This is a genomic window from Promicromonospora sp. NPDC090134, assembly GCF_044746965.1.
Taxonomy (GTDB): Bacteria; Actinomycetota; Actinomycetes; order Actinomycetales; family Cellulomonadaceae; genus Promicromonospora.
This window is the reverse complement of record NZ_JBIVCZ010000001.1, coordinates 151,555-165,264: the sequence shown is the minus strand read 5'-3', so window position 1 is coordinate 165,264 and position 13,710 is coordinate 151,555. Positions and strand designations below refer to the sequence as shown.

Sequence of the window (13,710 nt, the reverse complement as noted above, 5' to 3'; positions counted from 1 at the left end):
CGGATGGCGGCGGAGCCGATGGAGCGGGGGGCGACACCGGGCGCGGAGACGGCCGGCGATCCGCGGCGGTTCCTGCGCTCGGGGCGGCTGGAGACCATGCCGCGGCGCTGGCGGGACAAGGTCGCGGTGACGCGGTACCTGGCGGTGCAGGCGCTGCCCACGCTCCTGGAGCCGGTGACCGAACGTGAGCTGACGGACCGGCTGCGGGAGCTCTCCTACGACCCCGCGGGCGTCCGCCGTGCGATGGTTGACCACGGACTGGTGCAGCGCACGCGCGACGGAGCCGAGTACTGGCGTACGGAGCGCACCGAGTACGACGCCTGAGCAGGCGCCTCGCAGGAGAACCTTGACCATATTGCGAGACAACGAAGACTCGCCTTTTCAGGATAGGAAATTTCATGAGCGAAGAACGTGCTGTCACCGCGCTCGAGGCGGCGGGCATCCCGTTCGAGATCACCCGGCACGGTCAGGTGGCGAGCCTCGCCGAGGCCGCGGCCGCGCGCGGGGTGGATCCCGCGAAGCTGATCAAGACGATCGTCGTGCGCCGTGCGGACGACGACTTCCTGTTCGTGCTCGTCCCGGGCGACCGGCAGATCTCCTGGCCCAAGCTGCGCGCGCTGCTCGGCGTCTCGCGGCTGTCGATGCCGAGCAAGGACGTGGCTTTCGAGGTCACGGGCTATGAGCGGGGAACCATCACCCCATTTGGGTCGTTCCACAGGTGGCCCGTCGTCGCGGACTCACGGCTCGCAGAGCCGGGACCCGTGTCGATCGGCGGAGGTGCCCACGGTGTGGGTGCCACGGTCGATGCCGTCGACCTCACGTCGGCGCTCGACGCCACGGTCGCGGACGTGACCGACCCCGCCTGAGCCATGTCTCGGGCGGGGTCGAACAGGCCCGCACCACGGGAGGCACGGCAATTCTCCTCCGTGCAACGTGACCGTAACGCCTGGGGGGTGGACGTAAGCCGGGTGTCGGGTGAACACTCGCCCTAGGCAATTCTTGCCCTGCTGGGGCAAGGACCGGTCAGACAGTACCAAGAAGTGTCCAAGTTGACGTCGACGTCAGTAGTACCGAAGCAAGTGTCAACGAAGTCGAGGCCCGACCAATGCAGGACGGAGCGAATGACCCCATGGACCCTCTCCCGTCAGACTCAGCGCAGGACGTGGTTCCCGGACGCCTGGGATCCGGTATCGCCTGCCGGAACACCTACGAGGGCACGGTGCTGACCCTCTGGGGTGACATCGACGCGCTGCTGCGCGAGAACGCGAGCGAGGCCATGGCCATGCTCGCCGCACGACCCGATCCCGATCCCGTCATCGTCGACGCCCGGGACGTCACGTTCATCGACTCCTCCGGGGTCGCCTTCATCCTCCAGGTGTTCGTGCTCGGCGAGGAGACGGGTTCGCCCGTCCAGCTCCGCGAGCCGTCGTCTGTCGTGATGGAGGTCCTGGACATGGTCGGTATCAGTCAGCGGATCCCGGTGGTCCGCAACGCCGGCGCCAGCGCCTGAGTCCTGAACCGAACGCCATGTGAACGACCGCGTCCGATCGGACGCGGGGGTGGCACCCTGGTCCGGTGAAGAACTGGGCAGCGAACCTCACGTACTCCTCCGCGCGCACCGAGCGCCCCCGGACCCTCGCGGAGCTTGCCGGCATCGTCGCCGGCGAGCCCCGCGTCCGGGCCCTCGGCTCGCGCCACTCGTTCTCGGACGTCGCCGACACCACGGGCGTGCACGTCCAGCTCGACCAGCTCGACGACGGCCGCCCGGCCCTCGAGGTCGACCCCGCCACGGGCGTGGCATCCGTGCGCGCCGGCCTGCGCTACGGCGACGTCGTCGCCGACCTGCACGCGAGCGGCCGGGCCCTGACCGCCATGGCCTCCCTCCCGCACATCTCGATCGCCGGTGCGGTCGCCACGGGCACCCATGGCTCCGGTGACGGGACGCGCTCGCTCGCCGGCGACGTCGTCGGGCTGGAGCTCGTGACCGCCTCGGGGGAACCGCTGACGCTGCGCCGTGGCGACGCCGACTTTCCTGGATCCGTGGTGGCGCTGGGTGCCCTCGGCGTCGCGACCCGGGTCGAGCTCGCGACCGTGCCGGCCTTCGACGTGCGCCAGGACGTCTTCACCGGCCTGCCCTGGGACGCGCTGACCGAGAACCTCGACGCCGTCATGGGCAGCGCGTACTCCGTCAGCGTCTTCACGAGCTGGTTCGAGCCCGACGTCCGCATGGTCTGGTGCAAGTCCCGGGTGGACGACGCCGGCGCGTCCGGGCCCGCCCCCGCGGCGGACCTGCTGACCGGGCTGGGCGCCGCGCCCGCCACCCGCGCGATGCACCCCCTGCCCGACGTCGCCGCCGTCGCCTGCACCGAGCAGGGCGGGGTGCCCGGGCCGTGGTTCGAGCGGCTGCCGCACTTCCGCCTGGACTTCACGCCGTCCCTGGGCGAGGAGCTCCAGTCGGAGTACCTGCTGCCGCGTGCGGCGGGGTCCGACGCCGTCCGCGCCGTGCGGGCGCTCGGGGACCGGCTGGGCCCGCTGCTGCTCACGTCCGAGATCCGCACCGTCGCGGGCGACGACCTGTGGCTGAGCACCGCGCCGGGGGACAGCCTGGCGCTCCACTTCACGTGGAAGCAGGACTGGCCCGCCGTGCGTGCCGCGCTGCCCGAGCTGGAGGCGGCCCTGCTGCCGCTCGGCGCGCGGCCGCACTGGGGCAAGCTGTTCACCGTGCCCGTGTCGGACCTCCCGGGCCTGTACCCGCGGTTCGGCGACTTCGCCGCGCTGACCGCGCGCCTCGACCCGGCCGGGAAGTTCCGCGGCGGCTACGTGGAGGAGCTGCTCAGCCGGTGACCTTCGCCGGGAGCGCGGCAAGATCCCGGGCCGGGTGAAATGTTGCCCGGAGCGTCTTGTTTCGCGCTCTCGGCGTTTGTCTCGCAGGATCGGGGTATGAGCGACGCGCAGAGCACGGCAGCGGCGCCCGAGAAGCGCGAGGAGTTCAGCGGGCAGCTGGGGTTCATCCTGTCCGCCGTCGGGTCCGCCGTCGGACTGGGGAACATCTGGCGGTTCCCGGGGGTGGCCTACGAGAACGGCGGGGGCGCGTTCATCGTGCCCTACCTCGTTGCGCTGCTCACGGCGGGCATCCCGATCCTCTTCCTGGACTACGCGATCGGGCACCGGTTCCGCGGTGGGGCACCGTTGGCCTTCCGGCGGGTGAAGCACTGGCTGGAGGGGCTCGGCTGGTTCCAGGTGGCCATCTGCTTCGTCATCGCCGTCTACTACGCGGTGATCATCGCGTGGGCGCTCAGCTTCTTCGTGTACTCCTTCGACCTGCGCTGGGGTGACGACACGGTGGCCTTCTTCACCGGTGACTACCTCCGGCTGGCCGACGTCGGGGGCGCGGACCCGTGGTTCACGCTCGACTTCGTGCCCGCAGTGCTGATCCCGCTGGCGCTCGTCTGGGTGGCGACCGTCGTGGTCCTGGCCGCAGGGGTGGCCAAGGGGCTGGAGAAGATCAACCTCGTCTTCATGCCCCTGCTGATCCTGGCGTTCGGGACGCTCGTGGTGCGGGCGCTGTTCCTGCCCGGCGCGACCGACGGGCTGAACGCGCTGTTCACGCCGGACTGGGCGGTGATGGCCGACCCGAACGTGTGGATCGCGGCCTACAGCCAGACCTTCTTCACGCTGTCTGTCGGGTTCGGCATCATGATCACCTACGCGTCCTACCGCAGGCGCCGCGCCAACCTGACGTCGCCCGGGCTGGTCGTCGCGTTCTCCAACTCGGCCTTCGAGATCTTCGCGGGTATCGGGGTGTTCGCCGGCCTGGGCTTCCTCGCGCACCAGCAGGGGGTGGGGCTGGCGGAGCTCGAGGGGATCAGCGGGCCGACCCTCGCGTTCATGACGTTCCCCGCCCTGGTCTCCCAGATGCCGGCGGGCCCGCTCTTCGGGGCGCTGTTCTTCGGTTCGTTGGTCATGGCGGGCTTCATGTCGCTGCTATCCATCGTCCAGGTGGTCCTGGCGTCGTTCCAGGAGAAGTTCGGCTGGACCCGCCGGCAGGCCTCGGTGCGCATCGGCCTGGTGTCGGGGGTGCTGTCGGTGCTGGCCTTCTCGACCACCACCGGCCTGATCGCGCTCGACACGGTCGACCAGTGGGCGAACAACATCGGCATCGTGGTCTCCGCCATCGCGATGTGCGTGCTGCTGGGCTGGGTGCTGCGCCGCACGGAGGAGATGCGGTTCCACCTGAACGCGGTCTCCACCATCGCGGTGGGCCGCTGGTGGTCCTTCTGCATCGTGGTCCTCGGCCCCGTGGTGCTCGCGGCGATGCTGGTCAACCGGATCGTCAGCCTGGTCCAGGACGGCTACGAGGGTTACGCCGGGTGGTACCTGCTGGTCGTGGGCTGGGGCACGGTGGTCGTGCTGTTCGTGGCGGCCTTCGTGCTCACCCGGATGCGGTGGCGGGTCGAGCCGGACGTGTACGACGTCTGGCCCAGCTACGGAGGTAGGTCATGAGCGGCGCAGCCATCATCCTGATGGTCATCTCGATCGTCGTGCTCTGGGGCGGGCTCGCGGCCAGCATCGTCGCGATCGTGCGGCGGCCCGACCGGACGGACTGGCCGGAGGGCTGGGAGCGCGAGGGCGGCCCGGAGGACCGGCCGGACGAGCCCGTCGAGCACGACACCTGACCCGTCGCCTCCCGCACGGGCGGACGACGGTCAAGATGACGAACGGCGTCGAACGAGCGTCTTTGCAGGTCAGGCATTGTGAGCTGGGCGAAATGTAGCAGAAACATGCCCTTCATCACAGTGTGACAATGGTCTCTAACTTGCGGGTTTACGCCAGGGACCAGTCACGGTTGGGTGAGACTCGAGTCGAGGCGCCACGTGCGCCGTCGGGTTCTCTGCTCCCCTGATGACAGAGATCTGTCGGGTCGCCGGGGCCTCGCGAGACGATCAAAAAACCCGACCAGGAGACCCCTGATGCGCAGGCTTCCCGCCCTGACCGCCGCGGCCGCACTTGCCGCCGCCACCCTCGTGCTGACTGCATGCACCGACGCGTCGCAGCAGCCCGCCGGCTCCGACGGAGCCTCCGACGAGGCCAGCGCCGAGGCGTCGTTCGACCCGTCGTCCGTCGAGGTCGACGACGAGATCGCCGCGCTCCTCCCGAAGGAGATCGCGGACAAGGGCACCCTGACCGTGGGTTCCGACACCGCGTACGCGCCCGCGGAGTTCATCGACGTCGACGGCAAGACGCCGGTCGGCTTCGACGTCGACACCATCACCGCCGTCGCGGCCGTGCTCGGCCTGGACGCTGAGGTCCAGTCGGCCGCGTTCGACGGGATCATCCCCGCCATCGGCTCCAAGTACGACGTGGGCATCTCGGCGTTCACCATCACGGACGAGCGCACCGCCGAGGCGAACATGATCAGCTACGCCATGGCCGGCTCGCAGTACGGCGTCGCCGCCGGCAACCCCGAGGAGTTCGACCCCGAGGCCCTGTGCGGCACCACCATCGGCGTGCAGACCTCGACCATCCAGGACGACGAGCTCACCGCGGCCACCGAGCAGTGCGAGAAGGACGGCGAGGACCCGATCGACGTCGTGCGCTACGAGTCGCAGGCCGACGTCACGACCAACCTCGTGGGCGGCAAGCTCCAGGCCATGTACGCCGACTCGCCGATCACCGCGTACGCCGTGGAGCAGACCTCCGGCGAGATCGAGACCATCGGCGACGTCCTGGACGCGGCGCCCTACGGCATCGTCGTCTCCCAGGACGACGAGGACCTGACCGAGGCCGTGCAGGCCGCGGTGCAGAAGCTCATCGACGACGGCACCCTGGGCGAGATCTTCGCTGCCTGGGGCAGCGCGGACGCCGTGGTGGACGAGGCGGAGCTCAACCCCGCCGAGTGACCCGTCCGCCGGTGCACGGCACCCGTGGTCCGCGCCCTGCGCGGACCCCGGGTACCGTGCACTCAACTTTTCAAGGGAAGGAAGGGTGACGTGACGACGCAGACATCCGCGTCGGGCAGCGACCCTGTGCCCAACCGCATCCACGCGCGGCCCGTGCCGCGCCCCGGCCGCCTCGTCGCAGCGGTGGTCGTGCTGATCCTGGCCGCCATGGTGGCCAACGCGCTGATCACGAACGAGAACTTCCGCTGGGACGTGGTCTGGCTCTACCTGCGTGACATCGTGGTGATCCGGGGCGTGATGTGGACCCTGGTGCTCACGTTCGCCTCCATGGCGATCGCCGTGGTCCTGGCCGTCGTGCTCGCGATGATGCGCCGCTCGGACAACCCGGTCATGCGCTGGGTGAGTTGGGTCTACATCTGGTTCTTCCGCGGCACACCGATCTACACGCAGCTCATCTTCTGGGGCCTCATCGCGGTGCTGTACCCGCGGCTGTCGCTGGGCATCCCCTTCGGGCCGGAGTTCTTCTCGTTCCGCACCGACGACGTGATCACCGCCTTCTGGGCGGCGCTTCTCGGACTGGCGCTCAACGAGGCGGCCTACCTCGCCGAGATCGTGCGCGCCGGCCTGACCTCCGTGGACCCGGGACAGACCGAGGCGGCGAAGGCCCTCGGCATGAAGGATGGCAAGATCATGCGGCGCGTCGTGCTGCCGCAGGCCATGCGCGTGATCGTGCCGCCGACGGGCAACGAGACCATCTCGATGCTCAAGACCACCTCGCTCGTGGTGGCGGTGCCGTTCACGCTCGAGCTCACCTACGCCACCAGCGCGATCGGCAACCGCAACTTCCTGCCCATCCCGCTGCTGGTCATCGCGGCGCTCTGGTACCTGCTCATCACCTCGATCCTGATGGTGGGCCAGCACTACCTGGAGCAGTACTACGGACGCGGGTTCGGGACGACCACCCGCCGGCGGGGCCGGAGCAAGGGCCCGGCCGGTGGCAGGCAGGCGGCGATCGCCGCAGCCGGGACCGTGCAGGAAGACGTGAACAAGGACGTGACACCATGAGCGCCATCACCGACGCCGCGGCCGTCCCGGCGGGCTCCAGGGACATGGTGTCCGTCCGCGCCGTGCACAAGGTCTTCGGCCACGGGGGCGACGCCGTGCACGTGCTGAAGGGCGTGGACCTCGACGTCGCGCGCGGCGAGGTCACCGTGATCCTCGGTCCGTCCGGTTCCGGCAAGTCCACCCTCCTGCGCTGCATCAACGAGCTGGAGGAGATCACCGGCGGCTCCGTCGTCGTCGGCGGCGACCTCATGGGCTACCGCGAGGACGCCAAGGGCGTGCTGCACCGGCTGCACCCCAAGGTGGTCGCGAAGCAGCGCTCGCGCATCGGCATGGTGTTCCAGCGGTTCCACCTGTTCCCGCACATGACGGCGGTCGAGAACATCATGGAGGCGCCCGTGCAGGTGCGGGGGCTCTCCAAGAAGGCGGCGCGGCAGCGCGCGGTCGAGCTGATCGACCGCGTGGGGCTGTCCGACCGGATGGACCACTACCCGGCGCAGCTCTCCGGCGGGCAGCAGCAGCGCGTGGCCATCGCCCGGGCGCTCGCCATGGACCCCGAGCTCATGCTGTTCGACGAGCCGACGTCGGCCCTCGACCCCGAGCTCGTGGGCGAGGTGCTGTCGGTGATGCAGGACCTGGCGCGGTCCGGCATGACGATGATCGTGGTGACGCACGAGATCGGGTTCGCCCGGGAGGTCGCCGACCACGTCGTGTTCATGGACGACGGCGTGATCGTCGAGTCGGGGCCGCCGAGCAAGGTGCTGGACGACCCGCAGGAGCAGCGCACCAAGGACTTCCTGGCGCACGTGCTCTGAGCCCGTGTCAGACGTACCGGTCCCCTGGGTGACCTGTACGTCTGACACGGATCCGTTCCGAAAGGACGGAACCCCGGTGGGCCCCGCCTGCGTCTAAGGTGCATGACGCACACGATGCGGCGCGCAGGGCGCCGTGAACGAACGCCGGGGCACGCCGGCCACACCACCTGGTGTACCGGATGAGCGAGGTGGCGGTGAGCCTGGAACCCGAGCAGGGCACCGGCGAGATCCCCGTCGTCCGGAGCAGCCTCGACCCGGTCGCCGACTTCACGGCGTTCGCGCAGGCGAACACCCCCGCGCTGTACCGCATCGCGTACCTGCTGAGCGGCGACGAGCACCGGGCGAAGGACCTGGTGCAGCTCGCCCTCGAGCGCACGTTCAAGGCCTGGCGGAAGGTGGGCGAGGGCGACCCGTTCGCCTACGCACGCCGGGTCCTGGCGACGGCCCGCATCGACACGTGGCGCCGCACCCGCCGCGAGGTGCTCACCGACGAACCGGCGCTCGGCCTGCGCGAGACGAGCGCCCCGGCGTCGGACGCCGGGCTGGCCGACCGCGACCGCCTGGTCCGCGCCCTCCTGGCGCTCTCCGTCAAGCAGCGCCGGGTGGTGGTGCTGCGCTACCTGCTCGACCGCTCCGAGGCCGAGACGGCCGCGGAGCTCGGCATCTCCACCGGGACGGTCAAGTCCACCGCCTCACGCGCTCTGGAGCGCCTCCGCACCCTCGTGGTGCCCGGTCGCGAAGGGAGCCGATCGTGAACGTGCACGACATCCACGCCAAGAAGGACGCCGCGGTGCTCGCCGACCTGCGGGCCGCCAGCTCGACGGTCGAGCCGCCCGAGGGCCTCGACCCGGTGGCCATGGCGACCCGGGCCGTGCGGACCGTGCGCCGGCGCCGGATCGTGACCACGGTGACGGCCGGAGTCGCCGCGGTGGTGCTGACGGGCGCCGGCATCGGCGTCGCCGGGGCGATCTACGCCGACCGGCGGGGGCCCCTGCCCGGCACGGTGAAGACGACCAGCGAGTCGGCCCCGTCCACCGACGCGCCGTCGCCGGAGCCGTCGGCGCCCGAGCCGACGCCGAGCGACGTGCCCACCACCTACCTGGAGACCGGCGGCGGGACCCTGCCCGTGCTCCCCGGCGTCGAGCACGGCGTGGTCGAGGGCGCGGGTGCCGCCCCGTACATCCTCGGCGGACTCTGGTACGAGGTCCCGCCGGGCGGCTGGATCGCCGTCGGCGACGTCAACGCGGGTGGTGTGGCCGGCTGGCTCGCGCCGGACCACCCGGAGGCCTCCGGCATGGGCGAGACCGGCACCATCGACGACATGGACGCCACGATCGAGCTGCGCAACGTGTTCGACGTCGCGGGCTGGACCGCACCGGCGAAGGACTCGGGCGCGACGACGCTCGACATCGAGGGCGCCGACCTCGTGGTCATCGAGCAGCACGCCCGCGAGGGGAAGGTGCGGCCCGCGACCATCACCATCCGCAGCGGCGACGAGGGCTGGATCATCGACACCCGGTTCGCGGCGAACGCGCAGGGCGACGAGATGCTGCGGAACTTCGTCGGGAACCTCTGGCTCAAGGAGGCGGGCGAGCCCGACTGGTACCTGCCGGAGTTCTCGGCTCCGGTGCTCGACGCCATCGAGCGCGGGGTTCCGGCCGACTGGGTCCCGACCGAGCACAACGGCCTGCGGTTCGCGGTGCCGGAGGGCTGGACCTCGAAGGAGACGGAGGGCGAGTTCTCGCCGGGCGTGGAGTGGACCGGGACCGGGGTCACGCACGTGGATCCCGGCATCGACCAGGAGACGCTGAAGCTGTGGACCGACGCCACCGCCGAGGAGAAGGCGTATGCCGCCGAGGACAAGGACGTCCCCGAGCGCGTCTACGTCCAGGGCGGCAAGCCCGGCGGCAACTGGTGGACGCCGTCCGGGAACCCGGGGTCGCAGATGATCGACGTCCCCGGCGCCGACTACGCCGAGGTGATCCCGACCGCGCACAACGTCGACGGGGAGACCGACTACTACTGGGTCGACATCTACATCCACCAGGAGGACCAGGGCGAGAACCTGTTCCTCGTGGTCGAGTTCGACGGCGGTGAGCAGGGCCTGCGGGACCTCCACACGTTCCTGGGGACGCTGGACTTCCGCCGCTGACCCACCCCGACGAGGCACGTGTCAGACGTACAGGTCCCCCCGTGACCTGTGTGTCCGACACGTGCCTCGTCGTGTGGCGGACGGCGCGGCGGCCCGGGCCACGCTCGGCCCGGAAAATTTCTCTGAACCAAAATGGAACCTTCGTCCCGGTGAGGCCGTGTTCCGTTCGTGACAGTCACGAGTCCGCGTGTTCGAGCGCCAGAGTCCCGGGCCCCCAAGCCCGTGGTCCTGCGCGTCGTGCGCGCCGACTCCAGCTCTGCGGACGACCTGGAGACCGTGACAACCCAGCAGAACACCCCAGATTCCTCATCCACCTCGACGCCGAGGTCGGCGGCGGAGCTCGCGATCGTGCCGGTCGCGGACGACGGAGACGCCGACCCGGCAGCCACGACAGAGCGCGACCCGGAGCCCGGGCCCGCCGCCACGTCGAACGGCACCCTCGGCAGGACCAAGGACAGACCACGCAAGGGCTCGGCCGAACCGGTCCCCGCCACCCGACCGCTCACGGTGGTTCGAGGTGGGTCGGGGGACCCGGATGACGTACCCTCGCTCCCCGTGCGTACAGACCGGCCGAGGGCCACTCACGCGCGCAGGAACGCACAGAACTCGAAGAACGAAGAGTTCACCGCGTTCATGCGAGAGGCCAAGGATCCACTGCACCGGATGGCCTTCCTCCTCAGCGGTGACGCCCACCGCGCGGAGGAGCTCACGCAGCAGACCTTCGAGCGCTGCTACCGGCACTGGCACAAGGCCCGCCAGGGCGACCCGCTGGTGTACGCGCGCCGGGTCCTGGCGAACCTGCGCATCGACGCCTGGCGCCGTACGCGGCGCGAGGTGCTGACCGGACCCGACGAGCTGCCGCAGGACGACGTCCGCGTGGCCCGCGCGTCGAGCCGGATGCCCACGCGCACCGTGGACGACCGCGACACCGTCGTGCGCGCCCTCCTGCGCCTCCCGCTCAAGCAGCGCCGTGTCGTGGTGCTGCGCCATCTCCTGGACCTCTCGGAGTCCGAGGTCTCGACCGAGCTCGGCATTCCTCTCGGCACCGTGAAGTCCACGGCCTCGCGCGGCCTCGCCCACCTGCGCGCGATCCTCGATCTCGACTCGCTGGGCGGAACGCGATGAACATGAACCTCTCCCACGGCGCTCCCGACGACGACTTCGTCGCCCGGCTCCGCGCGTCGGCGCACGCGTCGGTGCCCGCGTCGACGCTCGACCTGGACGGCGTCCTGCGGTCGAGCCGGCGCAAGCACGCCGTGCGCCGGGCCGGCGTCTCGCTGGCCTCGACGCTGGTGCTGGCCACGGCCGGCGCCGGTGTGGCGGGCGCGCTCCCGGGGATCCCGGGACTCTGGAGCAGCGCCCCGGTAGAGGTCTCACCCGTCGAGTCCGCGGAGCCGATGGCGACGGTCGAGGTCGACCCCGCGCCGCCGTCGGCCACCGCGATACCGACGCCGGACCCGGTGACGAAGCTGGCTGAGCTCGCGCCCGGAGTGACCTCCGTGGCGCGGCCCGCGGCGTACCGCGTCGACGCGGACACCGCTGTGCTCGACCTCGGCCTCCCCGCCGGAGGGGGCGACCGCTACCTGGCGGTCGTGACCCTGGCGAAGATCGACGGCCGGCACAGCGCCACAGACCTGGAGGTCCTCGCGGGCGGCGACACCGCCCTGCAGAACCTCCGCGCGGGGAACCTCGGTGGAACCCTGCTCTGGCGCGGCGTCACGTCCGACGCGATGGTCCTGCCGTCCGACGGCGGCCCGGCCCTCGTGTTCGGCTTCTCCTCCGGTGCCGAGGAGGGAGACCAGTTCCTGGTCTTCGACGACCCGCGGACCGATGGTGCCGCGGACGCGCAGGGGGCGTCCGCGTCACCGGGGTCCGAGGCCGGCACGCAGGGTGCCGGCTCGGACGACGCCGGGTCGGCTGACGCCGGCTCGGACGGCGGCAGGGCGGGTGCGCCCCAGGCGGGCGCATCGCTCCCGGTCACGCCGTTCGACGTGCTCGGCGACGGCAGCGTGTGGATGCGCGTGCTGCAGGTGGACCGCTCGACGGCGGAGCCGCGCGGCTTCGTCTACGCGAGCCAGGACACCTGGAGCGCGTCCTGGTGCCGCAGCACGTCGGCCGAGTGCGCCGTGATCCACGACGTCGCGGGCAAGGCCGTGGCCACACCGCAGGCGGCGCAGCCGTCGCCGCTCGTCGCGGAGCTCGCCCCACTGCTGGTCGAGGACCCGCAGGCGAACGAGGTGCCCGCGATGGAGTCCTGCGTGGCGCAGCGCACGGGCACGGCCTGGACCGCCCCGCCGGGCCTCACCGGCAAGGCGTTCTGGCAGGCCCCGAAGGGCGTGGACGCCGACGTCTGGCGGCTGTGCCTGATCGACATCAGCGAGGCGTCGCAGCTCGCCGCGACGGGCGAGGTCCTGCCCGACGGCGGTGTGTCGCCCACCCCGGCTCCGAGCGAGGAGCCGACCCAAGCTCCCGAGAACGAGGATCCCCTCGGTCTCGGTGAACTCCTGGAGGGACTCTTCGGGGGTTAAGACTTCCCGGTCCGCGTCTCGTCTGGGGAGATGGCGTGGGCCGGGAACAACCGAGCGGGCCGAGGCAGAATCTGGGGATCTGCCTCGGCCCGTTCACTTCTGTCCTGACCCGATCGAGCGGTTCGGCCTACTCGCCGTCCTCGCAGGCGATGCCGTTGCCGTTCCGGTCGAGGTGCGGCAGGTAACCCGGCGCCGTGTTGGGCAGGGGCGCGGCGCCCGCGGCGCGGACGGCGTCACAGTTCCAGTAGAAGACGGTCCCGTTGCCGCCGTTGCCGTTCTCCTCCTCTTGCTGCTCCTGCTGTTGCTGCTCCTGCTGCTGCTGCTGTTCCTGCTGCTGCTTGAGCGCGGCCTCCTGCTCCTTGACCTGCGCCTCGCGGTCGCTCAGCGCCTTCTCGCGCTCGGCCACCTCGTCGCGTCGCTTGTCGACCTGCGCCTGGTCGGCCTCGATCTCGGCGCGGGCCTCGTCCACCTCCGACTGGACGTTCTGGGCGTCGGAGATGGCCTGGTTCGCGTCGGCCTGCTGGCCGGCCGTGACGACCACGCCGATGATCACGCCCAGCGCGAGCCCGGCCACGCCGATGGCGACCATGAGCCCGGCACCCGGAGTGCGCGAGCCGTTCTGGCGGGACGGGCCGCCGGGGCGCCGGCCGGCCTCCAGAGGCGCGGGCGCCAGGGTGCCGACAGGGACGGGGCCGCCGGGGCGGCGGTTCACGTCGTCGATGCTGAGCGGGCCGGGGCCGTTGGCGCCCGGATGGGGCTCGGAGCCCGCGGCGGCAGGCGTCGTCGCCTTCCGGCCGCCGAGTCCCTTGAGGGCGGCGAGCATGCCCGACGCCGGGCCCTTGGCCTCGGGCGGCGGGGGCGGCGGCGCCATCCCGGACTGCGGCGGGTAGACGGGCTGCGGCCCGGAACCCGGCCGGGGCGGTCCCGCGGCGGGCGGGGCGCCGATGGGCGCCATCGTCATGGTCGAGCCCATCGCGTCCGCGGGGACCATGGCGGGGGGCGCGGACGGCGCGGGCGCCGGACGGCGGCCAGGAGCGTCGATCACCTGGATCGCGACGGTCCTCGTGTCGGCGCCCCCGTCCGGGCCGCTGACGGGAGCGGGCGGTGCCGGGGGAGCTGGTGGTGCGGGGGGTGTCGGCGGTGCGGCACCGGTGGGTCCGGAATCGGGCCGGGGGGCGTCGGGGCGGTCCACCCAGTAGTCCCAACCGGGCGGGGCCGGAGGCCACGACGGGTCGGGAGCCCAGGTGGAGTCG

At 71.4% G+C, this 13,710-nt stretch carries 14 protein-coding genes; 13 read left to right on the top strand and 1 reads right to left on the bottom strand.

Features of this window, described 5'->3' with window-relative positions; all coding sequences use genetic code 11:
* Positions 1 to 3: 3 nt before the first annotated feature.
* From ACIPN7_RS00740 to ACIPN7_RS00680, 13 genes are all read left to right on the top strand, one after another.
* Positions 4 to 324 (top strand): DUF2087 domain-containing protein, encoded by a 321-nt coding sequence (locus tag ACIPN7_RS00740; RefSeq protein ID WP_400536981.1) that lies wholly within the window; start codon positions 4 to 6, stop codon positions 322 to 324.
* 74 nt (positions 325 to 398) lie between these two features.
* Complete coding sequence (locus ACIPN7_RS00735) at positions 399 to 866, top strand: aminoacyl-tRNA deacylase (protein ID WP_377230301.1); 468 nt, start codon at positions 399 to 401, stop codon at positions 864 to 866.
* A 353-nt stretch (positions 867 to 1,219) separates the two neighbouring features.
* Positions 1,220 to 1,510, top strand: a complete 291-nt coding sequence (locus tag ACIPN7_RS00730; protein WP_377230302.1) for an STAS domain-containing protein — start codon at positions 1,220 to 1,222, stop codon at positions 1,508 to 1,510.
* Between the two features lie 65 nt (positions 1,511 to 1,575).
* Positions 1,576 to 2,844 carry an FAD-binding protein gene (locus tag ACIPN7_RS00725; protein WP_400536977.1) on the top strand — a complete coding sequence of 423 codons (1,269 nt, stop codon included), beginning with the start codon at positions 1,576 to 1,578 and terminating at the stop codon, positions 2,842 to 2,844.
* Positions 2,845 to 2,940: 96 nt separating this feature from the next.
* The gene (locus tag ACIPN7_RS00720; protein WP_400536974.1) at positions 2,941 to 4,503 is read left to right on the top strand and encodes a sodium-dependent transporter; all 1,563 of its coding nucleotides are present in this window, start codon (positions 2,941 to 2,943) and stop codon (positions 4,501 to 4,503) included.
* Positions 4,500 to 4,676, top strand: a complete 177-nt coding sequence (locus ACIPN7_RS00715) for a methionine/alanine import family NSS transporter small subunit (RefSeq protein WP_400536973.1) — start codon at positions 4,500 to 4,502, stop codon at positions 4,674 to 4,676. The genes ACIPN7_RS00720 and ACIPN7_RS00715 overlap by 4 nt, the downstream gene beginning before the upstream one ends.
* Before the next feature lie 294 nt (positions 4,677 to 4,970).
* On the top strand, positions 4,971 to 5,900 hold the full coding sequence (locus ACIPN7_RS00710) for an ABC transporter substrate-binding protein (protein ID WP_400536971.1): 930 nt from the start codon (positions 4,971 to 4,973) through the stop codon (positions 5,898 to 5,900).
* A 90-nt stretch (positions 5,901 to 5,990) separates the two neighbouring features.
* Positions 5,991 to 6,965 (top strand): amino acid ABC transporter permease, encoded by a 975-nt coding sequence (locus ACIPN7_RS00705; RefSeq protein WP_400536969.1) that lies wholly within the window; start codon positions 5,991 to 5,993, stop codon positions 6,963 to 6,965.
* Entirely contained in the window at positions 6,962 to 7,777 is an 816-nt protein-coding gene (locus ACIPN7_RS00700; protein WP_400536967.1) for an amino acid ABC transporter ATP-binding protein, read from the top strand. The genes ACIPN7_RS00705 and ACIPN7_RS00700 overlap by 4 nt, the downstream gene beginning before the upstream one ends.
* 179 nt (positions 7,778 to 7,956) lie before the next feature.
* On the top strand, positions 7,957 to 8,532 hold the full coding sequence (locus ACIPN7_RS00695; RefSeq protein WP_400536965.1) for a SigE family RNA polymerase sigma factor: 576 nt from the start codon (positions 7,957 to 7,959) through the stop codon (positions 8,530 to 8,532).
* A complete protein-coding gene (locus tag ACIPN7_RS00690) occupies positions 8,529 to 9,929 on the top strand; it encodes a hypothetical protein (RefSeq protein WP_400536963.1) in 1,401 nt (466 codons plus the stop codon). The genes ACIPN7_RS00695 and ACIPN7_RS00690 overlap by 4 nt, the downstream gene beginning before the upstream one ends.
* A gap of 507 nt (positions 9,930 to 10,436) precedes the next feature.
* Complete coding sequence (locus tag ACIPN7_RS00685) at positions 10,437 to 11,054, top strand: SigE family RNA polymerase sigma factor (protein WP_400539128.1); 618 nt, start codon at positions 10,437 to 10,439, stop codon at positions 11,052 to 11,054.
* A gap of 2 nt (positions 11,055 to 11,056) precedes the next feature.
* Complete coding sequence (locus ACIPN7_RS00680) at positions 11,057 to 12,457, top strand: hypothetical protein (protein ID WP_400536961.1); 1,401 nt, start codon at positions 11,057 to 11,059, stop codon at positions 12,455 to 12,457.
* Between the two features lie 127 nt (positions 12,458 to 12,584).
* On the opposite strand, the gene ACIPN7_RS00675 is transcribed toward ACIPN7_RS00680, so the two are convergent.
* Positions 12,585 to 13,502 carry an excalibur calcium-binding domain-containing protein gene (locus ACIPN7_RS00675; RefSeq protein WP_400536959.1) on the bottom strand — a complete coding sequence of 306 codons (918 nt, stop codon included), beginning with the start codon at positions 13,500 to 13,502 and terminating at the stop codon, positions 12,585 to 12,587.
* Positions 13,503 to 13,710 lie beyond the last annotated feature (208 nt).